Genomic DNA, 26128 nt, shown 5'->3' with positions numbered 1-26128 from the left:
GCTAAAATCCGCCCCCCTGCGGGGCCATACTCGAACCCGAAGGAAGAAAATGAACATTATTGAAGCTAACGTTGCTACCCCGGACGCTCGCGTCGCCATCACCATCGCGCGTTTCAACAACTTTATCAATGACAGCCTGCTGGAAGGTGCAATTGACGCACTGAAACGTATCGGTCAGGTAAAAGATGAAAACATTACCGTTGTTTGGGTGCCTGGTGCCTATGAGCTGCCGCTGGCGGCGGGTGCACTGGCTAAAACCGGTAAATATGACGCGGTGATTGCGCTGGGTACGGTTATTCGTGGTGGCACTGCCCACTTTGAATATGTCGCTGGTGGTGCAAGCAACGGCCTGGCGCATGTTGCCCAGGACAGCGAAATTCCGGTTGCTTTTGGTGTTCTGACCACTGAAAGCATTGAACAAGCGATCGAACGTGCTGGCACCAAAGCTGGCAACAAAGGTGCAGAAGCTGCACTGACCGCGCTTGAAATGATTAATGTATTGAAAGCCATCAAGGCCTGAAATTAGTAAGGGGAAATCCGTGAAACCTGCTGCTCGTCGCCGCGCTCGTGAGTGTGCCGTCCAGGCGCTCTACTCCTGGCAGTTGTCCCAGAACGACATCGCTGATGTTGAATACCAGTTCCTGGCTGAACAGGATGTAAAAGACGTTGACGTCCTGTACTTCCGTGAGCTGCTGGCCGGGGTGGCGACTAACACCGCATACCTCGACGGACTGATGAAGCCGTACCTGTCCCGTCTGCTGGAAGAACTGGGCCAGGTAGAAAAAGCAGTACTGCGCATTGCGCTGTACGAGCTGTCTAAACGTAGCGATGTGCCATACAAAGTGGCCATTAACGAAGCGATCGAACTGGCGAAATCGTTCGGCGCAGAAGACAGCCATAAGTTCGTCAACGGCGTACTCGATAAAGCAGCACCTGTGATTCGCCCTAACAAAAAGTGATATCCAGGCCGGTAGATTCACGGAAGACCGTTCCGCGATCGCCGGCCTTTTCTTTTTTACCTGCTGAGGCATAACGTATGGCATGTGGCGAGTTCTCCCTGATTGCCCGTTATTTTGACCGTGTAAGAAGTTCTCGTCTTGATGTCGAACTGGGCATTGGCGACGATTGCGCACTTCTCAATATCCCCGAGAAACAGACCCTGGCGATCAGCACTGATACGCTGGTGGCGGGCAACCATTTCCTCCCTGATATCGATCCTGCGGATCTGGCATATAAAGCACTGGCAGTGAATTTAAGCGATCTGGCAGCGATGGGGGCCGATCCGGCCTGGCTGACGCTGGCATTAACCTTACCGGACGTCGACGAAGCGTGGCTTGAGTCCTTCAGCGACAGTTTGTTTGATCTTCTCAATTATTACGATATGCAACTCATTGGCGGCGATACCACGCGTGGGCCATTATCAATGACGCTGGGTATCCACGGCTTTGTTCCGATGGGGCGAGCCTTAACGCGCGCTGGGGCGAAACCGGGTGACTGGATCTATGTGACCGGTACACCGGGCGATAGCGCCGCCGGGCTGGCGATTTTGCAAAACCGTTTGCAGGTTGCCGATGTTAAAGATGCGGACTACTTGATCAAACGTCATCTCCGTCCATCTCCGCGTATTTTACAGGGACAGGCACTGCGCGATCTGGCAAATTCAGCTATCGATCTCTCTGACGGTCTGATTTCCGATCTCGGGCATATCGTGAAAGCCAGCGACTGCGGCGCACGTATTGACCTGGCATTGCTGCCGTTTTCTGATGCGCTTTCTCGCCATGTTGAACCGGAACAGGCGCTGCGCTGGGCGCTCTCTGGCGGTGAAGATTACGAGTTGTGTTTCACGGTGCCGGAACTGAACCGTGGCGCGCTGGATGTGGCTCTCGGACATCTGGGCGTACCGTTTACCTGTATCGGGCAAATGACTGCCGATATCGAAGGGCTTTGTTTTATTCGTGACGGCGAACCTGTCACATTTGACTGGAAAGGATATGACCATTTTGCCACGCCATAAAGATGTCGCGAAAAGTCGCCTGAAGATGAGTAATCCGTGGCATCTGCTTGCTGTTGGATTTGGTAGTGGATTAAGCCCAATTGTTCCAGGCACGATGGGGTCGCTGGCGGCGATTCCATTCTGGTATCTGATGACCTTTTTGCCCTGGCAGCTCTATTCGCTGGTAGTCATGCTGGGGATCTGTATCGGCGTCTATCTTTGTCATCAAACGGCGAAAGACATGGGCGTGCACGATCACGGCAGCATTGTCTGGGACGAATTTATTGGTATGTGGATCACGCTCATGGCGCTGCCGACCAATGACTGGCAGTGGGTCGCCGCCGGGTTTGTGATTTTCCGTATCCTGGATATGTGGAAACCGTGGCCGATCCGCTGGTTTGACCGCAATGTACATGGCGGCATGGGGATCATGATAGATGATATTGTCGCCGGGGTGATCTCCGCTGGCATCCTGTACTTTATCGGTCATCATTGGCCGCTGGGTATTCTTTGATGCCATTGACCGGGTGGTGTAGTCGATTCCAGACCACCCGGTTTGATTTATAAATGAACAGAGCCCCAATTTGGGGGCACTCTGTTAAAGTAAAACCCGACATCACCGAATATACTATGCGGCGATATTTCAAGGTGTATCTTTGTCACTCATAATTCAATGACACTGAAATATCGTCAGTCGACGAACTCATAATAATTGCTCATATTCTCTGACTGTTGACGAAAAATATCATCAAAATTATTCTCAATGGTTTCGGTCATAGTGTTGAATAAATTTTTAGAAAGTTCATCTATTTTGTCTTGAATCTTTGATTTTATTTCATCTTGAATTTCACGGGTAACCAAAAGTTGGTCCAATTGATCATCCATTTTGTATTTTGCAATTAATTGTGCAGTTAAAGGTATTTTCTTTAAATAATCATTTTTTGTTAGTTTATACTGGTCTTTGAAATCTTGTTTGGCTTGTGCTTGTATATATTTAAAAAATTCATTATACTTTTTCCTGCTTATTTTTCCTTGAAGATTCATTGCGCGATTGAATATTTCCTTTAAATGCTTATTGTAGAAAATAAAATTATCGACATCTTGTTTTATTTTAATAACTGTTGATTTTTCTTCAAAGTTTAATGACTCAGGGTTTTTATCTGATTCAATATAGTCAAGAATAATTTTTGCTAATGGGCTAATGTCTTTTTCTTCTGTTGATTCTGCTTCTTTTTTTAATATTGGGTTAAAAAGGTCGGTACGGTAAAGTTTCGTGCCTTTCATCCTGACGATGTCAGGAAGAATAGTGTTTGAAAGATTAGCCTCGCTAAAGTCCACCTTTTGGCAATCACTTTCTGATAAATCTGCCCAATTGAAAGTGGTTTTAACACAGGAGCAGTTAGTTAGAATCATCCCTTTCGTTTCATTCCCATGTGTTTTTTGATAAGTTATCCTTTGTATTATTTGATCTCCTTCTGGATATTGCATCTCAGGTTCTTTACCATATATCACCGCATTATCAAGAATTGCGCCAGTGCAATTCATATTTGTTAGATCGCATTTCATAAATCTACAACTGTTAAAATTAGCTTTTGTACAATTCGCCTTTGTAAAATTGACGTCATCAAAATAAGTATGTTCGAAGTTGACATTGGAGAAGATACAGTTTTCCATATTCATATTGGAAATATTACTGTGTCCTAAATATAGGCCGCTGAAATCGACAACTCCATTATTATCCTTATCTAATTTGATAGAATACATATTTACTACCTCGTTCATAACAGAGATAGTTCCAGTGACTACCAAACTATTTTGGTTATCAGAAAATATAATCTCATGCTTGAACGTAGTGTTGTATGGCTCTGGAAATGTAGAGGCTATTTTCTTCCAGAAACAACAAAGCGTGGTCTGCCTCTGTTTGGGCGAGAGGAGATTAAAATCCAGATTTAAATATGAGTCTAAATCTGAGTTTGCATCTATATTAAAGTTGGGATCCGGTTCTATACGTTCATTTCCAATACTTAATGTATTCATGTATTTATTAATTGATTTAAATGCCTTTTGTTTATCAGTGTATAGAAAAAAATCACAAATTATGTCCCATAGTTTTTCAATAAAATTTTTATTGTAATCTCTTTTCGTTGATTTTATTAAATCTTCAACCGGTACATCAGAAAACCGGATAGGTTGGCTGGAAATGGTTTTCATCATGATTGTAATCCTCTTACATTGACTAAATAAGACAGTTTTAGGGGATATTACCTGGAGAAACTATCAAAAATCGCTCAAAGGGATGAAGATGATGAATAGCTGCAAACTCATTCACCAAGAATTTCTCTTGCAGAGGTGGATTATGGTTACAGAAGATGATGGGAGGTACGTTGTCCCCATCATCGCAGACGATGGGGGATTCAGCAGATAAAATGGGTGAAAAGCGAAATTTACTTAAATCCTACTACCGGATGTGGCTTATACGGCGTTTCCAGCTCGGCAATCTGTTCCGGCTTTAAAGTGATATCTACCGCGTTCAGCAGCTCATCAAGCTGTTCCTCCCGCGAAGTACCAATAATCGGCGCGGCAATGCCCGGTTTACTCAACAACCATGCCAGCGCGACTTGTGCTCGCGTTGCCCCCAGTTCTTCACTGACGCCAGTTAACCGTTCTGCTATCTGCGCGTCATTTTCGTCGCTTTCATTGTAGAGATTTTTTCCTACTTCATCGGAAACCAGTCGTGCGGTGGTTTCTCCCCAGGGACGCGTCAGACGTCCCCGCGCCAGCGGACTCCACGGAATCACCGCTACGCCTTCCTGATAACACAGCGGCAGCATTTCACGCTCTTCTTCGCGATAAATCAGATTGTAGTGATCCTGCATACTGACAAACTGCGCCCAGCCGTGCTGTTTTTGCAGTTCCAGCGCCTGAGCAAACTGCGAGGCGTGCATGGATGACGCGCCGATATAACGCGCTTTCCCGGCTTTTACCACGTCGTTCAGGGCTTCCAGCGTCTCTTCGATCGGCGTGTTGTAATCCCAGCGATGAATTTGCAGGATATCGACATAATCCATGCCGAGACGTCGCAAGCTGTCGTCAATAGAGCGCAAAATTTGCGCACGGGATAATCCTTCCGGCAAATCACCAACGCGATGGAACACTTTAGTTGCAACGACCACGTCTTCACGACGGGCAAAGTCCCGCAGTGCACGACCGACGATCTCTTCGCTGCTGCCGTCAGAATAACTATTGGCGGTATCAAAGAAATTTATGCCGCCTTCCAGCGCGCGTTTAATGATGGGACGGCTGCTCTCTTCGGGCAGTGTCCATGCGTGATTACCGCGATCCGGCTCACCAAAGGTCATACAGCCGAGGCAAAGTCGGGAAATGCGAAGGTCGGTTTTTCCTAAGGGGTTGTATTGCATGCTGCCACTCCTGCCATACTCGTCATACTTCAAGTTGCATGTGCTGCGGCTGCATTCGTTCACCCCAGTCACTTACTTATGTAAGCTCCTGGGGCTTCACTCGTTTGCCGCCTTCCTGCAACTCGAATTATTTAGAGTCTATGAATAATTTCTTAAGCATAGCAGGAGTGGAGTAGGGATTATGCCAGCCAGGCTTTGATTTTGGCTTCCATACCGGCGGCATCGAGGCCGAGTTCAGCGCGCATTTCTTCCTGCGTTCCTTGTGGAATAAAGAAGTCCGGCAGGCCAATATTCAGCACGGGTACTGGTTTACGATGGGCCATCAGCACTTCGTTCACGCCGCTGCCTGCGCCGCCCATAATGGCGTTTTCTTCAATGGTGATCAGCGCCTCGTGGCTGGCGGCCATTTCCAGAATTAACGCTTCATCAAGCGGCTTCACAAAACGCATATCGACCAGCGTAGCGTTCAGCGACTCTGCGACTTTCGCTGCTTCCGGCATCAGCGTACCAAAGTTGAGGATCGCCAGTTTCTCGCCACGACGCTTCACAATGCCTTTGCCAATCGGGAGCTTTTCCAGCGGCGTCAGTTCTACGCCTACCGCGTTGCCGCGAGGGTAACGCACCGCTGACGGGCCATCGTTATAATGATAGCCGGTATAGAGCATCTGGCGACATTCGTTTTCATCGCTCGGGGTCATAATGACCATTTCCGGAATGCAGCGTAGGTAAGAGAGATCAAACGCGCCCTGATGGGTTTGACCGTCAGCACCGACAATACCCGCACGGTCAATGGCGAACAGAACCGGGAGCTTTTGAATCGCCACGTCATGCAGCACCTGATCATAGGCGCGTTGCAGGAAAGTGGAGTAAATCGCGACAATGGGTTTGTACCCACCAATCGCCAGACCCGCAGCAAAGGTCACTGCGTGTTGCTCGGCGATTGCCACGTCGAAGTAGCGATCCGGGAATTTACGTGAAAACTCGACCATGCCAGAACCTTCGCGCATCGCCGGGGTAATCGCCATCAGCTTGTTGTCTTTTGCTGCGGTTTCGCACAACCAGTCGCCAAAAATTTTTGAATAGCTTGGCAGGCCGCCGCTGCTTTTCGGCAGGCAACCGCTGGAGGGGTCAAATTTAGGTACGGCGTGGAAGGTGATTGGATCTTTTTCTGCCGGTTCGTAACCACGACCTTTTTTGGTCATGATATGCAGGAACTGCGGGCCTTTCAGGTCGCGCATGTTCTTAAGCGTGGTAATAAGCCCCAGCACATCGTGACCGTCAACCGGGCCGATGTAGTTAAAGCCCAGCTCTTCAAACAGCGTGCCTGGTACTACCATGCCTTTAATATGTTCTTCGGTACGTTTGAGCAGCTCTTTAATGGGCGGAACGCCGGAGAATACTTTTTTCCCGCCTTCGCGCAGTGAAGAGTAAAGCTTACCGGAAAGCAGCTGCGCCAGATGGTTGTTGAGCGCGCCAACATTTTCGGAAATCGACATTTCATTATCGTTGAGAACCACCAGCATATCGGGACGGATATCGCCCGCGTGGTTCATCGCTTCAAACGCCATGCCTGCGGTAATCGCGCCATCGCCAATGACACAGACGGTGCGGCGATTTTTGCCTTCTTTCTCGGCAGCAACCGCAATACCAATTCCGGCACTGATAGAGGTTGATGAATGCCCGACGCTTAACACGTCATATTCACTTTCGCCGCGCCACGGGAACGGGTGCAGGCCGCCTTTTTGACGGATGGTGCCTATTTTGTCGCGGCGTCCGGTCAAAATTTTATGCGGATAAGCCTGATGCCCCACATCCCAAATCAATTGGTCAAACGGGGTGTTATAGACGTAGTGCAGCGCTACGGTCAGCTCGACCGTGCCCAGCCCGGAGGCGAAGTGCCCGCTGGAACGGCTCACGCTGTCGAGTAAATAGCGGCGCAGTTCGTCGCAGAGTTTCGGTAAACTCTCTTTTGGCAACAGTCGTAACTCCTGGGTGGAGTCGACCAGTGCCAGGGTCGGGTATTTGGCAATATCAAAACTCATCAGGGGCCTATTAATACTTATTGTTTATTTATTACGCTGGATGATGTAGTCCGCTAGCGCTTCCAGTGCCGAGGTATCGAGTGACTGTTCAGCCAGTTGTTTTAGCGACTGGCGGGCATCGTCGATCAGATCCTGGGCTTTCTTCCGGGCTTGCTCAAGACCCAGAAGTGCAGGGTAGGTACTTTTACCAAGTTGCTGGTCGGCACCCTGGCGTTTACCCAACGTTGCAGTATCTCCCACCACATCCAGGATGTCATCCTGAACCTGGAAGGCAAGGCCGATGCTCTCTGCGTACTTGTCGAGAATTGGCAGAGCACGACGTCCTTTATCTCCGGCGCTTAATGCACCAAGACGAACGGCGGCGCGAATTAATGCGCCGGTTTTATGGCGATGAATACGCTCGAGTGCGTCCAGAGGTACGTGTTTGCCTTCCGCATCTAAATCTAATGCCTGACCACCGCACATTCCGCCAATACCGCTGGCGCTCGCCAGTTCAGAAATCATCGAAATTCTGTCGCGATCCGACACTTCCGGCATATCGGCATCACTTAAAATCGAGAACGCCAGCGTTTGTAAAGCGTCGCCCGCGAGAATCGCGTTTGCTTCGCCAAACTTCACATGGCAGGTCGGCAAACCGCGACGCAGATCGTCATCATCCATTGCCGGTAAATCATCATGAATTAATGAATACGCGTGGATACACTCCACGGCGGCAGCGGGTGCGTCCAGCGTGTTTGTGCTAACGCCGAACATATGGCCGGTGGCATAAACCAGGAACGGTCGCAGGCGCTTACCACCTAATAATGCGCCATACTGCATGGTTTCGACCACGGGAGTGTTCTGAAAGGGCAGTGGGGCAATAAAACGGCTCAGCGCCTGGTTGGCCTGCTTAACGCAGGCTTCGAGTTGCTGCGGAAAGTCCATTACTCATTGTCCGGTGTAAAAGGAGTTAAAGAGGCGTCTTCATTGTCAGACAGCAGAATTTGTACGCGCTGTTCGGCTTGTTGTAATTTGGCCTGCCCCTGACGTGCCAGCTGCACGCCACGTTCGAACTCGTTCAGCGCCTCTTCCAGCGGCAGGTCGCCACTTTCCAGACGGGTTACAATCTGTTCCAGCTCGCTCAGCGCCTTTTCAAAGCTGGCGGGCGCCTCATTTTTCTTCGGCATAATGAATGTCTGACTCTCAATATTTTTCGCCCCGTCATGGTAACGGACTCAGGGCAAATAGCAAATAACGCGCAATGGTAAGGTGATGTGCGCAGCAAAGCGATGTTAGTGGTATACTTCCGCGCCTGGATGCAGCCGCAGGTGTGGGCTGCTGTATTTTTCCCTATACAAGTCGCTTAAGACTTGCCAACGAACCATTGCCGCCATGAAGTTTATCATTAAATTGTTCCCGGAAATCACCATCAAAAGCCAATCTGTGCGCTTGCGCTTTATAAAAATCCTTACCGGGAACATTCGTAACGTTTTAAAGCACTATGATGAGACGCTCGCTGTCGTCCGTCACTGGGATAACATCGAAGTTCGCGCAAAAGATGAAAACCAGCGTCTGGCTATTCGCGACGCCCTGACCCGTATTCCGGGTATCCACCATATTCTCGAAGTCGAAGACGTGCCGTTTACCGACATGCACGATATTTTCGAGAAAGCCTTGGTTCAGTATCGCGATCAGCTGGAAGGTAAAACCTTCTGCGTACGCGTGAAGCGCCGTGGTAAACATGAGTTTAGCTCGATTGATGTGGAACGTTACGTCGGCGGCGGTTTAAATCAGCATATTGAATCCGCACGCGTGAAGCTGACCAATCCGGATGTGACTGTCCATCTGGAAGTTGAAGACGATCGTCTCCTGCTGATCAAAGGTCGTTACGAAGGTATTGGCGGATTCCCAATCGGCACTCAGGAAGATGTGCTTTCGCTCATTTCCGGTGGTTTCGACTCCGGAGTTTCCAGCTATATGTTGATGCGTCGCGGCTGCCGCGTGCATTACTGCTTCTTTAATCTCGGCGGCGCGGCGCATGAAATTGGTGTTCGTCAGGTGGCGCATTATCTGTGGAACCGTTTTGGTAGCTCCCACCGCGTGCGTTTTGTCGCCATTAACTTTGAGCCGGTCGTCGGTGAAATTCTCGAGAAAATCGACGACGGTCAGATGGGCGTAATCCTCAAACGTATGATGGTGCGTGCCGCGTCTAAAGTGGCTGAACGTTACGGCGTACAGGCGCTCGTCACCGGCGAAGCGCTGGGACAGGTGTCCAGCCAGACGCTAACCAACCTGCGCCTGATTGATAACGTCTCCGATACGCTGATCCTGCGTCCGCTGATCTCTTACGACAAAGAGCACATCATCAACCTGGCTCGCCAGATTGGCACCGAAGATTTTGCCCGCACCATGCCGGAATACTGCGGTGTTATCTCCAAAAGCCCGACCGTGAAAGCGGTTAAGTCGAAGATTGAAGCGGAAGAAGAGAAGTTCGACTTCAGCATTCTCGATAAAGTGGTTGAGGAAGCGAATAACGTTGATATCCGCGAAATCGCTCAGCAGACCGAGCAGGAAGTGGTGGAAGTGGAAACCGTCAACGGCTTCGGCCCGAACGACGTGATCCTCGATATCCGTTCTGTTGATGAACAAGAAGATAAGCCGCTGAAAGTTGAAGGTATCGACGTGGTTTCTCTGCCGTTCTATAAACTGAGCACCAAATTTGGCGATCTCGACCAGAACAAAACCTGGCTGTTGTGGTGTGAGCGCGGGGTGATGAGCCGTCTGCAGGCGCTCTATCTGCGCGAGCAGGGCTTTAACAATGTGAAGGTGTATCGCCCGTAATTTGTGGTTTTTACGTCGCATCTGGTCAGATGCGACGTTTACTGCATCCGACACTACTCGTAATAATTATAAATCCCTGCCGCCATCACCAGTTGTGATGCCACCTCATGGGCTTTTTCACGCCCAACCAACAGGTCGATAATTTTCAGACCAAAATCAATAGCCGTACCTGGCCCCTGACTGGTCAGCAATTTTACCCGAGCATCCCAGACGACGCGCTTGTCCTGCCATTGTTCAGCGGGAATTTTGTCTTTCAACGTCGGGAAGCCGGTCATATTGCCAATCGGGAAGATATCATGAGGCACCAGCACGGTGGCTGGCGCGGCGCAAATAGCCGCGACGATACGCCCGGAACGGTGGAACTGTTTCACGGTTTCAACCAGCAGGGTGCTATCACGAAAACACTCCGCGCCTTTAATGCCACCAGGCAGCACGATCACGTCATATTCGCCATCAGCTACTTCGACCAGCGGCGCATCCGCCAGCAGCTTCACGCCGCGTGAGCAGGTAATTGCCAGGTTACCATCGCTGGCGACGCTGGCAGTGGTGACGTTGATACCGCCGCGAACCAGCAGATCGATAGTGGTGACGGCTTCAGTCTCTTCACTACCAGGGGCGAGGCAAACCAGTGCCGATGCGCTCATATTCACTCTCCTTTCTTTTTACCATTTCAAACAGGCGGGTGTTTTCCGGTACGGCAATCCCATGCGCGCGAGCGCGGCGTAAGAGAAAACCAGTGATATAGTCGATTTCGGTGTGGCGCAGCGCGCGGATATCCTGCAACATCGACGAAATGTTTTCCGCCGTTGCATCAATCACCTGCATAACATAATCACGCAAATCTTCCGCTGAAGTATGATGCCCTTCGCGTTCGATCACCGCCGCGACTTCTTCGCATATCTGCATAATGTCTTGCGGATGATGACGTAATTCACCATTCGGGCAATTCCAGATGGCGGTCAGTGGATTAATCACACAGTTGACTGCCAGCTTGCGCCACAGCTCGGCGCGAATATTGTTATGCCACGCGACGTCAGGTAACACGGTTTGCAAAATATCCGCCAGATAACTGTAATCGCCATCCTGTTGCCGTGCCGGGCCAATATGCGTGATACCGTTTGCCACATGAATAATGACATTGCCGTCGCGGCGGGCGGCATGAGTGGTGGTGCCCATCAGTAATGGCTGCTGAATGTTTTGCAACTCTTCGATGGTGCCCATGCCGTTGTGAATTAACAGTATTGGCGTGGTTACAGGCAGTGTGGACGCGAGGCTTTTGACGGCATCGGAAACCTGCCATGCTTTCAGCGTCACCAGGAGCAGATCGCTGGTGGCGAGAAAATCGGGATCGTTGGCGGTCAGAGACTCATTAAATATCGAACCGTCGGTTTCAACCAGATTCACGCTACAATAAGGTTGCGGTACGCGCAGCCAGCCCTGAACGTCGTGACCCTGTTTGCAAAGTGCTGTAAGCCATAATTGCCCTAAGGCACCGCATCCCAATACGGTAATTTTCATTGTTCCTCCTCACCCGCAACCACTCCGGGTGTTCAATAAGGCTATCCCTTAATTGTGCATGCTGTTGCGACTATGCACAATTAAGGGATACGTCCTGGTGCAGGACTGTCGGTTATTTAACTTTGCAGGTATTATGCTTCGCATCAAAAATGAAGGGAGAGGAAAAGATGCCATCTTTCGATATTGTCTCTGAAGTTGATCTTCAGGAAGCACGAAACGCGGTCGATAACGCGAGCCGCGAAGTGGAGTCCCGTTTTGACTTCCGTAACGTTGAAGCCTCATTTGAGCTGAACGACGCCAGCAAAACCATCAAAGTGTTGAGCGAGTCCGACTTCCAGGTCAATCAGTTGCTGGATATTCTGCGTGCCAAGCTGCTGAAGCGCGGCATTGAAGGCAGTTCGCTGGATGTACCGGAAAATATCGTTCATAGCGGTAAAACCTGGTTTGTGGAAGCGAAACTGAAACAGGGCATTGAAAGCGCGACCCAGAAGAAAATCGTCAAGATGATCAAAGACAGCAAACTGAAAGTGCAGGCGCAAATTCAGGGCGATGAGATCCGTGTGACGGGCAAATCTCGTGATGATTTGCAGGCTGTCATGGCGATGGTACGTGGTGGCGATCTGGGTCAGCCGTTCCAGTTCAAAAACTTCCGCGATTAATCGCGACAACCTGCGCTTTGTTCATGTCAGATGCGGCATGAACGCCTGATTCGGCCTACAAAGATTTGTCACTCAGGAACTTTGTAGGCCTGAAAAGCGTAGCGCAACAGGCAATTCGCCTCGTTTTTTATGCCTGACGAATTGCCTGTTCAACCTCAAAGCGATTCGTCACTTTGCTGTCGATTTTCACATAAGCTGAATGTTCTTCTTCTGCAATCAACACTTCTTTGACACCCGCAGTTTCCATCAAACGCACTTTTAACGTCTCGTTTGTGGCAATGTCCGATGGGATTTCAATGCGCAAACTGCTGACATACGGAGGTTCTTTCATGGTACTGGCGACTGCCAGCCACACTGCGGCCAGCATTGCGCCAGCGAGAAATACGCCCTGACCGTCAAACATGCCGTCAATCCAGCCACCCAGCGAACCGCCAATGGCCACACCAAGAAACTGGCTGGTGGAGTAAACGCCCATCGCCGTGCCTTTGTAACCGGCTGGCGACTCTTTACTGATAAGCGAGGGGAGGAGGGCTTCCATCAAATTAAACGCCACAAAGAAAAGCTGCACTCCAACCACCAGTTGCCAGAACTGCGTTTGTGCGTTCCACAACACAATTTCCGCAACCACGATCAGCCCGACGCAGAAGACAAAGACTTGCTTCATTTTGCGCTTAACTTCCGCGTAGATAATGAAAGGCACAACCGAGCCAAAGGCGATTAACATCGTCGCCAGATAGACCTTCCAGTGTTCAGCCGCCGGGAACCCTGCATCAGCCAACTGTCCGGGCAGGGCAACAAACGTCGACATCAGCAGCATGTGCAGACACATAATGCCGAAGTTGAGTTTCAGCAGTCGCGGTTCTGCCAGCACTTTGCTGAAACTGCCTTTCACCATTCCGGACTCACGATTAAGTACGTGCGTGCTGCTGTTGGGCACCACCCAAATGGTCAACGCAATGCCGGTTGTTGCCAGAATAGCGATCATCCAGAACAGCGCGTGCAGTCCAAGTTTGTGAGTGATGATAGGGCCAAGTACCATCGCAATGGCGAAGGTAATACCAAAACTCACGCCGATAAACGCCATCGCTTTGGTACGGTTTTGTTCGCGCGTGAGATCAGAAAGTAGCGCCATAACGGCAGCGGCAATCGCTCCAGAACCTTGTAACGCCCGGCCCAGAATAATTCCCCAGATTGAGTCGGAAAGCGCAGCGATAACACTACCGGCAGCAAACACCGCCAGCCCGCCGACAATTAATGGTTTGCGACCAATACGGTCTGAGAGCAGGCCAAACGGAATCTGAAAAACGGCCTGAGTCAGGCCATAAATACCAATGGCAATACCGATTAATGCTTCACTGGCACCTTGCAGTGCCATACCGTACGTAGTTAGAACCGGCAGTACCATAAACATGCCCAGCATGCGCAATGAAAATACGGTCCCTAAACCCCAGGTCGCGCGCCGCTCACCTGGCGTCATTTTATAATCGTTCATTACCACCTCTTAAAAAATTGCCCACATAGTGTAGTGCGGAGCGCATGTTGGGTAAACAGAGTGTTAATGAGTAAATATTACATAAGAGCGTGATTTTTACGTCAGGCATGCGCTTCTCTCGTATTCTTGCCATTAATACTTTGTGTGTTAAATATAACAAATGAAAAGCTCACCTGATTTTATCCTGCCACGAATGATATTATTTTCGGATTTGTTGATGAGCGTGTGATTTTTTATTAAAGGATGGTGTTATTTTATCGCAATAAATAGAGGTGTTGGAGGTGCTGGTTATTCTGCTTCAGCTTAAATGTTTACTTATTACCTGAGGTTGTTATGGCTGTGTATTTATTCATGAAGTGGATGTTTGGTGGTTAGGTATATTGAAAAATATAGTGATGGATGCATAAAGGTTATTTATGTTAAATGAAAAGAGTTTATTGGCTATTTTATTAATTGCCTCACAAGGTTCACTGGCAAGCGAGAAAGCGCATGAATTGTATGACAGCATATACAGTGAAAAGCCTGCCCCCGATGTGATAAGGACACTGCATAAAATGGCTGAGTCGGGGGATGTCGACGCGCAAAGCCTGTTAGGCTGGGAATATTATCAGCCCCGCTACGATACCAAACCCAACGTTCAGGAAGCCATTAAATGGTTCGAGTTAGCCGCTAAACAAGGTGATGAAGAAGCTCCGTTAGCGCTGGGGGATATCTACTACGAAGGTGAACAGGTGCGGGTGGATTATGCCAAAGCGTATGCGTTATTTAATCAGGCTACGCAACGCGGTGTGAATTTAGCATGGTCCAGGTTGGGCATGATGTACGCCAATGGTCAGTATGTCGAGGTGGATTGTAGTAAAGCGAAAGAATATCTTGATAAGGGTGTTCACATTTATGCTGGTCCGGAAGACTTTATGGCCGCCTGTCGAAAAGATATGATTGACAGAAAAACGGTTGACGATACGTTACCTGTGATCACGATTACCCGTTCTGGAATGCGGGATAATTTTTTAGATAAAGGTTTTTCCTGCATGGATAGCCTCTTTGCCAAAACCAATAATTTAGGCGAAGTGGCCAATCTTCGTGTTACGTACAACATCAAGAGTCCGTCAGGTAAGGAAACTATTCAAACGGTCGGCTTTGCACCTTTCGGCTTAAACCGACTGGATATTAACTTTACAGATTACCGGCTTGATTCATTTACCAGTAATTCGTTGCTTATTCTTTATAAACCGGAATTTGAACGAAAATCTTGTGCAGCTATAAGGACCACAATCGTTGCCGCAACGGCAACCATTAAAGGCAAGGATGTGGACCTGATGAAAGCGGGGGCAATTGAACAAAAGTGGTAACGCTGCTCAGTCCCCGGCTGAGGCAAAACTTGCCATGGCCGGAGGCGATAATAATCTAAGCCGCGAGAATATGCTGAATCGCTAAAAACATCGGTACAGCACCGAAAACATTGGGCCTCGCTGAAAGCTGAACAAAGCCGAGACGAGTATAAAAGTTAATGGCGGCAGGGTCAGCATCAAGATAAACCCCTTTAATTGGTAATGCCCGGTGAATTATTTTTACATGTTCAAAAAAATCACATAGTAGGTCCTGACCAAAGCCCCGCTTTTGATATTTCCGCGCTACCCCTAACATGACTAATCTGACAACACCAATCTCTGAAGGTTGTGAACCCTGAAGGACGCCAGAAACGCGTTGTTTTTCCAGCGAATATGCCGTAAAAGTACAGATGCCAATCAGTTCACCACTTTGTCTGTCAATAAGTGCTTTAGCAGCACAGTCGCTATTACGCACACTTTTCTTTAGCGATGCGCGTACAAATTTATCGATAACAGGGTTACCGCAATCAAACTGTTTTTGCCCAGGATAAGTAATATCAGACTGATAATTACAGGAGAGGACTATGGGCAGAGTAATCTCTTCATGCTTGTCGACCATCGCTGTTTTTCCTTTTCATTAACGCCTTGAGGGCGAGCGTCGGTTGAGCAGGTTCAGCGATGAGTTGGTTCATCAGTTCCCAGCTTTGATTCGAAAGCTCACGGCGACGTTGGTTATCAAGCACACTTTCGGCGCGTTCCATAGCTGCGCTCAAAATAAAAGCGCTTAAATCTACCCCAACGGCTTGCGCAGCTTCACGAAGTTTGTTTTTGGCGTCGGGACTGGTTTTGAGTTCAACCCGCGCATTTTTCAGCGTTTTATCGATATCGGGTAGAGCGACTGTTTTTCCAGGCATTATGACCTCTTTGATTAACTGAATGAAATCGTAGGGAGTCGATCTCATGCATAATACGGCTATCAACCGTATGATTAATTTATGTGCATATGCTCACTCTGTCAAGAGATACGGTTATTAGCCGTATCTCTGTTCTCAGACAATAAAAAAGGTGCCGTAGCACCTTTTTTATAGAGAGGTTGTGTTACCACACAGCAGCCAGCAGCGTATGCGAGTCCGGCACCATAAAATCAACGGACATCATTACCGAGAGGGCAGTGATGGCGATGATAGAGAAGCCGAACAGCTTGCGTGCCCAGATTCGATCATCAGCAACTTTATAACCGCGCAGGGCCATGCCTAACCACCAGACGCTAACCGCCGCGGCGACCACCAGATATTTATATCCAGCGTAACCGCCAAGAGAGAGCATCAGCGTGGCAACAGCAAAGGCGATGATATACAGCGTGATGTGGTTTTTCGCTACCGAAATGCCTTTCACCACCGGCAGTACCGGAATGTTTGCCGCCTGATAATCCTTAAAGCGGAAAATGGCGATGGCATAAGAGTGAGGCATCTGCCACAGGCTGAAGATAGCCAACAGGATTGCTGCGCCGCTATCGAACTCGCCTGTCACTGCACAGTAGCCAATCACCGGCGGCGCTGCGCCGGAGAGCGAACCAATCAACGTGCCGTAGACCGAGTGGCGTTTCATGTACAGGCTGTAGACGCCGACATAAACCACAAAGCCCATCACCCCCAGCCAGCAGGCCAGCGGATTCGCGCCAAACCACAGCAGCATAAAGCCAGCAATACCCAGCAAGGTGGCGTACACCAGCGAGACAGCAGGAGAGATCAGGCCCTTAACCAGCACCCGATTCTTCGTCCTTTCCATCTTTCTGTCGATATCCCTGTCGATGTAGTTGTTAAACACACAACCCGACGCCACAACCAGTGACACCCCAACCAGCGTGTAGATAAACAGGGGATAATCAATGCTGCCCTTTGAGGCCAGCAAGAATCCCCCAATCACCGAGATCAGGTTGCCAAAGATGATGCCTGGTTTCGTTACTTGCAGGTATTGCTTAAACATCATAACCGCCGCTCTTAGTGCATCATCATGTTGTAGTTGAGGTTCCACATAATCCAGATGGAGCCGACAACCAGGATAGCGATGATTAGCACGGTGAAGACAAACGCCGTCATGTTCCAGCCTTCATCTGATTTGGTATTCATGTGCAGGAAGCACACCAGATGCACCAGAACCTGTACCACTGCCATTGCCAGGATTGTTCCCAGAATTACGGCCGGAGAGGCAGCCCCTGTCATCACCATCCAGAACGGAATCACCGTCAGAATGATCGACAGGATAAAACCTGTCATGTAGGTTTTTACGCTGCCATGGGACGCGCCGCTGTGATCGGTAGAATGACTCATTACATCGCCCCCATCAGATAAACAACAGTGAACACACAGATCCAAACCACATCCAGGAAGTGCCAGAACAGGCTCAGACACATGATGCGGGTACGGTTAGTGCTGGTCAGGCCGCGACGGGCGATTTGCACCATCAGCACCGCCATCCAGATAAGACCGGAAGTGACGTGAAGACCGTGCGTGCCGACCAGCGCAAAGAACGCTGACAGGAAGCCGCTGCGATCCGGGCCCATGCCGTTAACAATCAGGTGATGGAATTCATAGATTTCCATCCCGATAAATCCGGCACCAAATAACCAGGTCAACGCCAGCCAGGAGATAACCTGGCTTTTGTTGTTTTTGTACATGGCGATAGCCGCCATGCCGTAGGTGATGGAGCTGAACAACAGCAAGAAAGTTTCAACCAGAACGAACGGCAGTTCGAAAATGTCCTTACCTGTCGGGCCACCTGCGGTGCCGTTCACCAGAACGGCATAGGTAGCAAACAAGATAGAGAACAGAATGCAGTCGCTCATCAGGTAGATCCAAAATCCGAAGATTTTGTTTCCGCCTGCATCGTGGTGCCCGTGTTCGTGCGCGTGGGCAGTCGCGTGCGTCAAAGTATCAGTTGCCATTTTTCAGCCCTGCCTTAGTAATCTCATCGAAATGCTGGTTTTCCAGTTTTTCGATTTCTGCCACCGGCACGTAGTAATCCACGTCCTCGTCGAAGCTTTTCACGATCCAGGTGATGATCATGCCTGCGAAGCCAACAATCGCCAGCCACCAGATATGCCAGATCATGGCGAAACCGAAGATGGTGGAGAAAGCCGCAATGACGATACCGGCACCGCTGTTTTTCGGCATATGAATTTCTTCATAGTGGTCAGGCTTTTTGTACGCTTCGCCTTTCTCTTTCATTTCCCAGAATGCATCACGCTCGTGAACGTGCGGCACAACGGCAAAGTTATAGAACGGAGGCGGAGAAGAGGTTGCCCACTCCAGCGTACGGCCACCCCACGGGTCGCCGGTCAGGTCACGGTTCTGGTCGCGGTCGCGAATAGAAACGTACATCTGAATAACGAGGCAGAGAATACCCAGCGCAATCAGTACTGCACCGCTGGCGGCAATCATCAGCATGGTGTGGAACTGCGGGTCAATCTGCTGGCTCAAACGACGGGTCATACCCATGAAGCCCAGCGCATACAGCGGCATAAAGGCAACGAAGAAGCCGATGATCCAGAACCAGAACGCGCGTTTACCCCAGGTTTCGTTCAGTTTGAAACCGAACGCTTTAGGCCACCAGTAGGTCATCCCTGCGAAGCAGCCGAACACCACGCCGCCGATGATCACGTTATGGAAGTGTGCTATCAGGAACAGGCTGTTATGCAGAACGAAGTCCGCGCCCGGCACTGCCAGCAGCACGCCTGTCATACCGCCCACCGAGAAGGTGACGATAAAACCGATGGTCCACAGCATCGCAGAATGGAACACGATGCGGCCCTGATACATGGTGAACAGCCAGTTGAAGATCTTCACCCCGGTCGGGATGGCGATAATCATCGTGGTGATACCAAAGAAGGCGTTTACGTTCGCGCCCGCACCCATCGTAAAGAAGTGGTGCAGCCAGACGATGAACGACAGCACGGTGATACAGACGGTTGCCCATACCAGCGAGGTATAACCAAACAGACGTTTACGCGAGAAGGTTGCCGCAATTTCGGAGAACACACCGAAAACAGGCAGGATCAGGATGTAAACTTCCGGGTGGCCCCAGGCCCAAATCAGGTTGATGTACATCATCATGTTGCCACCCATATCGTTGGTAAAGAAATGGGTGCCCAGATAGCGATCCAGGGTCAACAACGCGACGGTAACCGTCAGAATTGGGAAGGAAGCAATAATCAGTACGTTCGCGCACAGAGATGCCCAGGTAAATACTGGCATCTTGAACATGGTCATGCCCGGTGCGCGCATCTTCAGAATGGTAACGAAGAAGTTGATACCGGTAAGCGTCGTACCTATACCGGATAGCTGGAGACTCCATATCCAGTAATCGACACCGACTCCCGGACTGTACTCTATTCCCGATAGCGGTGGATAGGCCAGCCAGCCGGTCTGCGCAAATTCGCCCACGCCGAGAGAAACGTTAACCAGAATCACACCAACAACGGTAAACCAGAAGCTTAGGTTGTTGAGGAACGGGAACGCAACATCACGCGCGCCGATCTGCAGCGGAACCACCAGGTTCATCAGACCGATAACGAAAGGCATCGCCACGAAGAAGATCATAATCACGCCGTGCGCGGTGAAGATCTGATCGTAGTGGTGAGGTGGCAGGAAGCCCGCTTCGCCCGCAGAGGCAAGGGCCTGCTGGCTACGCATCATAATGGCGTCAGCAAAACCACGCAGCAACATCACAATCGCCACGATGATATACATGATACCGAGGCGTTTATGGTCAACGGAGGTCAGCCACTCTTTCCACAGGTAGGTCCACTTACCGAAGTAAGTGATCAGGCCAACGAGCGCCAGACCTCCCAAAATAATGCCAGCGATCGTAACCATGACGATAGGTTCATGGAACGGGACTGCATCAAGTGATAATTTTCCGAACATCTTTATTCTTCCTCAACCCCTTTAATGGGCGGATTCCGCGTGGCTCATGTCCATGCCTTCCATACCTTCATGTGCGCTGTGCTCACCTTCTGGCTGGGTCATGTCCATGCTCTTACCGTGAGCCATAAACTTGTTAATCACATCGGCAAACAAGTCTGGTTTCACGTTGGAGAAATATTCCACCTGGTTGTATTCGCTAGGCGCGGCCAGTTTTTCGAACGCTGCCATGTCAGACATGGTGTTCGGCGACTGTTTCGCTTTTGCGACCCACTGGTCGAATTCGGCGCGATCCGGTGTTGCAATAGCTTTGAACTTCATGCCTGAGAAGCCCGGGCCGCTGTAGCTGGCGGAGATACCGTCATAAGTGCCGGGTTCGTTGGCGATCAGATGCAGGCGAGTCTGCATACCGGCCATGGCATAAATCTGGCTACCCAGACGCGGAATGAAGAAGGAGTTCATCACGGAGTTGGAGGTCACTTTGAAGTACACCGGAGTGTTCGCCGGGAAAGCGATTTCATTCACGGTAGCAATGCCCTGTTCCGGGTAGATGAAGAACCATTTCCAGTCCATGGAAACCACTTCGATGGTAATGGGCTTCTCGTCGTGTGCCAGCGGCTTGCTAGGCTCAAGAGCGTGAGTGGTTTTCCAGGTCAGTACCGCAAGGAAGATGATGATTAAGATAGGTACCGTCCAGACCACAGCTTCCACTTTATTGGAGTGTGACCAGTTCGGGCTGTACTTAGCATCTTTATTGCTCGCACGGTACTTCCAGGCGAAACCAACAGCCATCAAGATTGCGGGAATAACGACAATCAACATCAGGCCAAATGCCGTCAGTATCAGTGAACGTTGCTCCAGACCAATCTGTCCTTTGGGATCTAACAGCGCAGAATTACAGCCACTGAGCAATACAGTGCCTGCAAATAATGACAACCATCCCAAACTTTTATTGTATTTCCTGAGTCTCATTTAACGACCTCAATTCCACGGGATCTGGTGGCGTTTAAAGTGTGTGGGCATTTTACGGGAAGGTTACATTACTGTAAACATGATTAAATTCCTGTTACTTGGATTTGGCTGTCAGGTCACATATGTTGCAAAACATATCAAGTTGATTTTAAGAAGCTGTTGCAAAAGGGCGTTATAACGAAAGGGGAGTGCAGAAAGAGTTTGGGCGGGCAATTGGTATAACCAATACAAAATAAAACAATTATTTAACAAATAATTATCATTAAGGTGACAACTGGGTAGTGAGAAAATAAAGACTCATTAGCTGAATCGTGTAAGAAAAATAGAATTCATAAATGGCGTCAATAATTTCCAGACGCTAAGCCGCACAAAAGAACAAATATTAATAAGCGATGCTGATGTTTATTTAGCCGTAATAATTACGGCGAGTGATTACTACGGCTAAATAATATTTACAGATTACGTCAGATGCGTTTTTCGTAGCGCCAGATAATCCAGTAAACCACCAAGCACGACGCCAGAAAGGGCGACTAAAACCCCGACTTCCAACAGCGCAGGCAGGAAAGAGAAGTGCGTCAAATCCAGCGCGTCCATCGTCAACAGCAGTAACCACACGGCCAACAGGCTGACGCCCGCCGCCAATGTCCACATGGCAAAGGCATAACCTGCCGGATATTCGGTGCGGGAGATAAAGTTGTCATTTACCCGTGTATATTCAAGCGTCTGGCGGCAAACCAGCAATAAAATAAGCCCTGGTACGGCGGCGGCGACGGAAAAAAGATAGAACGTCGACCAACCGTGTGATTCAACAAACCAACCTGCCACGGGGCCGACATAAACTCGCCCTACAGCAGAAAGCGCTGAGAGCAGGGCAAATTGAGTAGCGGAAAATGACTTATTACACAGCGTCATTAACAGCGCGACAAAGGCTGATGTACCCATCCCGCCACAGAGGTTTTCGAAAAAGACGGCTGCGCCCATGCTGTAGAGATGCTTATCAGTAATCGACAGCAGCCAGTAACCGGCGTTAGATGCACCTTGTAAAATACCGAAAATCAGCAGCGCCCGGAACAGTGACAGGCGCTGCATCAAAATCCCACCGTACAATGCGCCAACAATGGTCGCCAGTAAGCCAAGCGTTTTGTTAACCACGCCTACTTCACCTGCATCAAACCCGACGCCGCGAATCAAAAACGTGGTTGTCAGGCTCATGGCGAATGCGTCGCCCAGCTTATACAGCACGATAAGAAGCAAAATAAGCCATGCATTATTGCGACCAAAGAAATCACGCAGAGGTGCAACAACCGCTTGTTCCAGCGTTTTGGGCACAGGAACGGTGTCGGTTGGTTCTGGTGCAAGTAACGTCGCGATAATACAGGGGATCAACAGCGCCGCCATCAACCAGTACATGCCCTGCCAGCCCAGCCATTTATCTGCCAGCCACAGGGCTAAGCCGCCGGAAACCAGCATCCCTAAACGGTAACCCAGCACGCTGATTGCCGCGCCCGCACCACGCTCTTCTGCCGGGAGCACATCGGTTTTCCACGCATCGAAGACAATATCCTGGGAGGCAGAGCAAAAAGCGATCACCACCGCCAGTGCCGCCATCCAGCGGAGCTGGGTGCCTGGTTCGAGAAAACCCATCGCCGCAATGGCGACTAATAACAGGATTTGCGTGGCGAGCAGCCAACCGCGCCGCCGCCCGAAAAATGGGGGCGTGTAGCGGTCCATCAGCGGTGACCAGAGGAATTTAAAAACGTAAGCCTGGCCTACCAGAGAGAAGAAACCAATGGTTTTAAGATCGATATTCTCGACCGTCATCCAGGCCTGTAAGGTGCCGGATGTCAGGGCGAGCGGTAGCCCGGAAGCAAAACCCAGAATCAGCAATATGGCTGAACGTGGCTGTTGAAAAATACGTAAATATTGACTGGACATGGGCGTCTACAGGCCCGGCTTGCACCGGGCCAGAGGGCAGAAATTAACGCGCGTTCTGCTTGATGAATTCGTGGATGCTGGTGTCCTGAGACATATCAGCGATGGTATCGGTCAGCACACTGTTAACCGCATCGGCGATATTTTTGTTGGAGGCCTGGAACGCACCTTCAACGTTGTAGCTGGCACGATAGTTTTTGGTCATTTTGTTGCCATTCTGCGCGGTAGCGATGATAGCGATATCCGCTTTGGTGGCGATGTTATAGCGCACGTTGCCCTGGGACACGTCAGCATACAGTTGGCTAACGATGATTTGCAGATTAACCGGGCCATTCGGACCAACCATGTAACCACGCGCGGTCATCTGTTTTTCCAGCACTTCTTGCAGCAGGAAACGCAGATCGCGGGAGGCGGTCAGGGTAACGATTTGATTATCGCGGGTAACTTTTGCCAGCGCCTGATCGGTACGCTGATCGGCACCATTAATGCTTACGGTGACGCCCATCAGGCTTGGATCCTGCTGTGGCAGTGTTATCGTCGGTGAAACTTCAATAGTTGTTGGCGGTTTTGCGCATCCTGCAAGCATAAACAGAGCAACTAACGGGAAGAGGATTTTTTTGAACATGTTCGGGCTCTCAGAGACTCTTAAGCGTGTTTGGTAAAAATTCCCGCCATCATAACATTGCCAACGGCGAGGGGAAGTGGGTAAGGCATGTAAATTCATCATGTTGACGAAATAATCGCCCCTGGTAAAAGAAACGCTGATGCGAGGTCTGTGTTTCAATCTTTAAATCAGTAAACTTCATACGCTTGACGGAAAAACCAGGACGAAACCTAAATATTTGTTGTTAAGCTGCAATGGAAACGGTAAAAGCGGCTAGTATTTAAAGGGATGGATGACATCTCAGCGTTGTCGGAGGAGATATTTCATGATGATACGTGAGCGGATAGAAGAAAAATTAAGGGCGGCGTTCCAACCCGTATTCCTCGAAGTAGTGGATGAAAGCTATCGTCACAATGTCCCAGCCGGCTCTGAAAGCCATTTTAAAGTTGTGCTGGTCAGCGATCGTTTTACGGGTGAACGTTTTCTGAATCGTCATCGAATGATTTACAGTACTTTAGCGGAGGAACTCTCTACTACCGTTCATGCGCTGGCTCTGCATACTTACACTATTAAGGAGTGGGAAGGGTTGCAGGACACCGTCTTTGCCTCTCCTCCCTGTCGTGGAGCAGGAAGCATCGCGTAAAAACGCATTTGCAACTGTCGGCGCTTTTCCAGTATGTTGCTAAAGATTTTATGAAAAACGGCCTGCGGGCCGTTTTGTTTTGTCTGGATTTTGCGCTTTTTGCCCAGCATTCAGACGAAAATTGCCCGGGAATTGTGAAAAAATACGCGACAGCGCGCAATAACCGTTCTCGACTCATAAAAGTGATGCCGCTATAATGCCGCGTCCTATTTGAATGCTTTCGGGATGATTCTGGTAACAGGGAATGTGATTGATTATAAGAACATCCCGGTTCCGCGAAGCCAACAACCTGTGCTTGCGGGGTAAGAGTTGACCGAGCACTGTGATTTTTTGAGGTAACAAGATGCAAGTTTCAGTTGAAACCACTCAAGGCCTTGGCCGCCGTGTAACGATTACTATCGCTGCTGACAGCATCGAGACCGCTGTTAAAAGCGAGCTGGTCAACGTTGCGAAAAAAGTACGTATTGACGGCTTCCGCAAAGGCAAAGTGCCAATGAATATCGTTGCTCAGCGTTATGGCGCGTCTGTACGCCAGGACGTTCTGGGTGACCTGATGAGCCGTAACTTCATTGACGCCATCATTAAAGAAAAAATCAATCCGGCTGGCGCACCGACTTATGTTCCGGGCGAATACAAGCTGGGTGAAGACTTCACCTACTCTGTAGAGTTTGAAGTTTATCCGGAAGTTGAACTGCAGGGTCTGGAAGCGATCGAAGTTGAAAAACCGATCGTTGAAGTGACCGACGCTGACGTTGACGGCATGCTGGATACTCTGCGTAAACAGCAGGCGACCTGGAAAGAAAAAGACGGCGCTGTTGAAGCAGAAGACCGCGTAACCATCGACTTCACCGGTTCTGTAGACGGCGAAGAGTTCGAAGGCGGTAAAGCGTCTGATTTCGTACTGGCGATGGGCCAGGGTCGTATGATCCCGGGCTTTGAAGACGGTATCAAAGGCCACAAAGCTGGCGAAGAGTTCACCATCGACGTGACCTTCCCGGAAGAGTACCACGCAGAAAACCTGAAAGGTAAAGCAGCGAAATTCGCTATCAACCTGAAGAAAGTTGAAGAGCGTGAACTGCCGGAACTGACTGCAGAATTCATCAAACGTTTCGGCGTTGAAGATGGTTCCGTAGAAGGTCTGCGCGCTGAAGTGCGTAAAAACATGGAGCGCGAGCTGAAGAGCGCCATCCGTAACCGCGTTAAGTCTCAGGCGATCGAAGGTCTGGTAAAAGCTAACGACATCGACGTACCGGCTGCGCTGATCGACAGCGAAATCGACGTTCTGCGTCGCCAGGCTGCACAGCGTTTCGGCGGTAACGAAAAACAGGCTCTGGAACTGCCGCGCGAACTGTTCGAAGAACAAGCTAAACGCCGCGTAGTTGTTGGCCTGCTGCTGGGCGAAGTTATCCGCACCAACGAGCTGAAAGCTGACGAAGAACGCGTTAAAGGCCTGATCGAAGAGATGGCTTCTGCGTACGAAGATCCGAAAGAAGTTATCGAGTTCTACAGCAAAAACAAAGAACTGATGGACAACATGCGCAATGTTGCTCTGGAAGAACAGGCTGTTGAAGCTGTACTGGCGAAAGCGAAAGTGACTGAAAAAGAAACCACTTTCAACGAGCTGATGAACCAGCAGGCGTAATTTACGCAGCATAACGCGCTAAATTCGCACAAAGGCCCATCACCGCCAGGTGGTGGGCCTTTTTGTGCACAGAAAACCCCCAGCTAGGCTGGGGGTTCCGGAAAGCTTTCAGCTTTGAGCCAGTTATTAAAACCCCTTT

General features: G+C 49.8%; 26 protein-coding genes. 9 read left to right on the top strand and 17 right to left on the bottom strand.

Going from position 1 to position 26128, the window contains the following annotated elements:
• The first annotated feature begins 49 nt into the window (after positions 1 to 49).
• From ribH to pgpA, 4 genes are all read left to right on the top strand, one after another.
• Complete coding sequence (gene ribH / locus FQ015_RS12995; protein ID WP_001021161.1) at positions 50 to 520, top strand: 6,7-dimethyl-8-ribityllumazine synthase; 471 nt, start codon at positions 50 to 52, stop codon at positions 518 to 520.
• Positions 521 to 539: 19 nt separating this feature from the next.
• A complete protein-coding gene (gene nusB / locus FQ015_RS12990; RefSeq protein WP_000801125.1) occupies positions 540 to 959 on the top strand; it encodes a transcription antitermination factor NusB in 420 nt (139 codons plus the stop codon).
• A gap of 77 nt (positions 960 to 1036) precedes the next feature.
• Complete coding sequence (thiL, locus tag FQ015_RS12985; RefSeq protein WP_000742098.1) at positions 1037 to 2014, top strand: thiamine-phosphate kinase; 978 nt, start codon at positions 1037 to 1039, stop codon at positions 2012 to 2014.
• Entirely contained in the window at positions 1992 to 2507 is a 516-nt protein-coding gene (gene pgpA / locus FQ015_RS12980) for a phosphatidylglycerophosphatase A (protein ID WP_000154043.1), read from the top strand. Before thiL ends, pgpA begins: the two co-directional genes overlap by 23 nt.
• 176 nt (positions 2508 to 2683) lie before the next feature.
• On the opposite strand, the gene FQ015_RS12975 is transcribed toward pgpA, so the two are convergent.
• From FQ015_RS12975 to xseB, 5 genes are all read right to left on the bottom strand, one after another.
• A complete protein-coding gene (locus tag FQ015_RS12975) occupies positions 2684 to 4207 on the bottom strand; it encodes a pentapeptide repeat-containing protein (RefSeq protein WP_039020796.1) in 1524 nt (507 codons plus the stop codon).
• A 230-nt stretch (positions 4208 to 4437) separates the two neighbouring features.
• Positions 4438 to 5412: a 1-deoxyxylulose-5-phosphate synthase YajO gene (gene yajO, locus FQ015_RS12970; protein WP_001199776.1), complete on the bottom strand. Its 975-nt coding sequence runs from the start codon at positions 5410 to 5412 to the stop codon at positions 4438 to 4440.
• 179 nt (positions 5413 to 5591) lie between these two features.
• Positions 5592 to 7454, bottom strand: coding sequence for a 1-deoxy-D-xylulose-5-phosphate synthase (dxs, locus tag FQ015_RS12965; protein ID WP_000006812.1), 1863 nt, complete (start codon positions 7452 to 7454; stop codon positions 5592 to 5594).
• Positions 7455 to 7478: 24 nt separating this feature from the next.
• Positions 7479 to 8378 (bottom strand): (2E,6E)-farnesyl diphosphate synthase, encoded by a 900-nt coding sequence (ispA, locus tag FQ015_RS12960; RefSeq protein WP_000347229.1) that lies wholly within the window; start codon positions 8376 to 8378, stop codon positions 7479 to 7481.
• Complete coding sequence (gene xseB, locus FQ015_RS12955; protein WP_001124935.1) at positions 8378 to 8620, bottom strand: exodeoxyribonuclease VII small subunit; 243 nt, start codon at positions 8618 to 8620, stop codon at positions 8378 to 8380. The genes ispA and xseB overlap by 1 nt, the downstream gene beginning before the upstream one ends.
• 205 nt (positions 8621 to 8825) lie before the next feature.
• Between xseB and thiI the strand changes: the two genes are divergently transcribed.
• Positions 8826 to 10274, top strand: coding sequence for a tRNA uracil 4-sulfurtransferase ThiI (gene thiI, locus FQ015_RS12950; RefSeq protein ID WP_039020795.1), 1449 nt, complete (start codon positions 8826 to 8828; stop codon positions 10272 to 10274).
• A 53-nt stretch (positions 10275 to 10327) separates the two neighbouring features.
• On the opposite strand, the gene yajL is transcribed toward thiI, so the two are convergent.
• A complete protein-coding gene (gene yajL / locus FQ015_RS12945) occupies positions 10328 to 10918 on the bottom strand; it encodes a protein deglycase YajL (protein ID WP_001276329.1) in 591 nt (196 codons plus the stop codon).
• Complete coding sequence (gene panE / locus FQ015_RS12940; RefSeq protein WP_000705835.1) at positions 10881 to 11792, bottom strand: 2-dehydropantoate 2-reductase; 912 nt, start codon at positions 11790 to 11792, stop codon at positions 10881 to 10883. Before panE ends, yajL begins: the two co-directional genes overlap by 38 nt.
• Positions 11793 to 11959: 167 nt before the next feature.
• On the opposite strand from panE, the gene yajQ reads away from it, so the two are divergent.
• On the top strand, positions 11960 to 12451 hold the full coding sequence (gene yajQ, locus FQ015_RS12935) for a nucleotide binding protein YajQ (RefSeq protein WP_001138904.1): 492 nt from the start codon (positions 11960 to 11962) through the stop codon (positions 12449 to 12451).
• 127 nt (positions 12452 to 12578) lie between these two features.
• On the opposite strand, the gene FQ015_RS12930 is transcribed toward yajQ, so the two are convergent.
• The gene (locus tag FQ015_RS12930) at positions 12579 to 13943 is read right to left on the bottom strand and encodes an MFS transporter (RefSeq protein WP_160524133.1); all 1365 of its coding nucleotides are present in this window, start codon (positions 13941 to 13943) and stop codon (positions 12579 to 12581) included.
• A 416-nt stretch (positions 13944 to 14359) separates the two neighbouring features.
• On the opposite strand from FQ015_RS12930, the gene FQ015_RS12925 reads away from it, so the two are divergent.
• Entirely contained in the window at positions 14360 to 15295 is a 936-nt protein-coding gene (locus tag FQ015_RS12925) for a tetratricopeptide repeat protein (protein ID WP_039020793.1), read from the top strand.
• Positions 15296 to 15350: 55 nt separating this feature from the next.
• On the opposite strand, the gene FQ015_RS12920 is transcribed toward FQ015_RS12925, so the two are convergent.
• From FQ015_RS12920 to FQ015_RS12880, 9 genes are all read right to left on the bottom strand, one after another.
• Positions 15351 to 15893 carry a GNAT family N-acetyltransferase gene (locus FQ015_RS12920; protein WP_000227787.1) on the bottom strand — a complete coding sequence of 181 codons (543 nt, stop codon included), beginning with the start codon at positions 15891 to 15893 and terminating at the stop codon, positions 15351 to 15353.
• Positions 15877 to 16188 carry a type II toxin-antitoxin system TacA family antitoxin gene (locus FQ015_RS12915; RefSeq protein WP_001353405.1) on the bottom strand — a complete coding sequence of 104 codons (312 nt, stop codon included), beginning with the start codon at positions 16186 to 16188 and terminating at the stop codon, positions 15877 to 15879. The genes FQ015_RS12920 and FQ015_RS12915 overlap by 17 nt, the downstream gene beginning before the upstream one ends.
• Positions 16189 to 16372: 184 nt before the next feature.
• Positions 16373 to 17263 (bottom strand): heme o synthase, encoded by an 891-nt coding sequence (cyoE, locus tag FQ015_RS12910; RefSeq protein WP_000971336.1) that lies wholly within the window; start codon positions 17261 to 17263, stop codon positions 16373 to 16375.
• An 11-nt stretch (positions 17264 to 17274) separates the two neighbouring features.
• Positions 17275 to 17604 (bottom strand): cytochrome o ubiquinol oxidase subunit IV, encoded by a 330-nt coding sequence (locus FQ015_RS12905; RefSeq protein WP_000019869.1) that lies wholly within the window; start codon positions 17602 to 17604, stop codon positions 17275 to 17277.
• On the bottom strand, positions 17604 to 18218 hold the full coding sequence (locus tag FQ015_RS12900; protein ID WP_000179807.1) for a cytochrome o ubiquinol oxidase subunit III: 615 nt from the start codon (positions 18216 to 18218) through the stop codon (positions 17604 to 17606). The genes FQ015_RS12905 and FQ015_RS12900 overlap by 1 nt, the downstream gene beginning before the upstream one ends.
• A complete protein-coding gene (gene cyoB / locus FQ015_RS12895) occupies positions 18208 to 20199 on the bottom strand; it encodes a cytochrome o ubiquinol oxidase subunit I (protein WP_000467180.1) in 1992 nt (663 codons plus the stop codon). The genes FQ015_RS12900 and cyoB overlap by 11 nt, the downstream gene beginning before the upstream one ends.
• 21 nt (positions 20200 to 20220) lie before the next feature.
• Positions 20221 to 21168 carry a cytochrome o ubiquinol oxidase subunit II gene (cyoA, locus tag FQ015_RS12890; RefSeq protein ID WP_001239441.1) on the bottom strand — a complete coding sequence of 316 codons (948 nt, stop codon included), beginning with the start codon at positions 21166 to 21168 and terminating at the stop codon, positions 20221 to 20223.
• A gap of 459 nt (positions 21169 to 21627) precedes the next feature.
• Positions 21628 to 23103: a muropeptide MFS transporter AmpG gene (ampG, locus tag FQ015_RS12885; RefSeq protein ID WP_160524132.1), complete on the bottom strand. Its 1476-nt coding sequence runs from the start codon at positions 23101 to 23103 to the stop codon at positions 21628 to 21630.
• Positions 23104 to 23146: 43 nt separating this feature from the next.
• A complete protein-coding gene (locus tag FQ015_RS12880; RefSeq protein ID WP_001295326.1) occupies positions 23147 to 23725 on the bottom strand; it encodes a lipoprotein in 579 nt (192 codons plus the stop codon).
• A 304-nt stretch (positions 23726 to 24029) separates the two neighbouring features.
• Between FQ015_RS12880 and bolA the strand changes: the two genes are divergently transcribed.
• Both bolA and tig read left to right on the top strand, forming a co-directional pair.
• Positions 24030 to 24347, top strand: a complete 318-nt coding sequence (gene bolA / locus FQ015_RS12875; protein ID WP_000973448.1) for a transcriptional regulator BolA — start codon at positions 24030 to 24032, stop codon at positions 24345 to 24347.
• A 343-nt stretch (positions 24348 to 24690) separates the two neighbouring features.
• Positions 24691 to 25989 (top strand): trigger factor, encoded by a 1299-nt coding sequence (gene tig, locus FQ015_RS12870; RefSeq protein WP_001198386.1) that lies wholly within the window; start codon positions 24691 to 24693, stop codon positions 25987 to 25989.
• Positions 25990 to 26128 lie beyond the last annotated feature (139 nt).

Source organism: Escherichia sp. HH26CH, from assembly GCF_009820205.1.
GTDB lineage: Bacteria > Pseudomonadota > Gammaproteobacteria > Enterobacterales > Enterobacteriaceae > Escherichia > Escherichia coli_F.
Note: the sequence above shows the minus strand (reverse complement) of the source record. Positions and strands in the feature narration are given on the sequence as shown.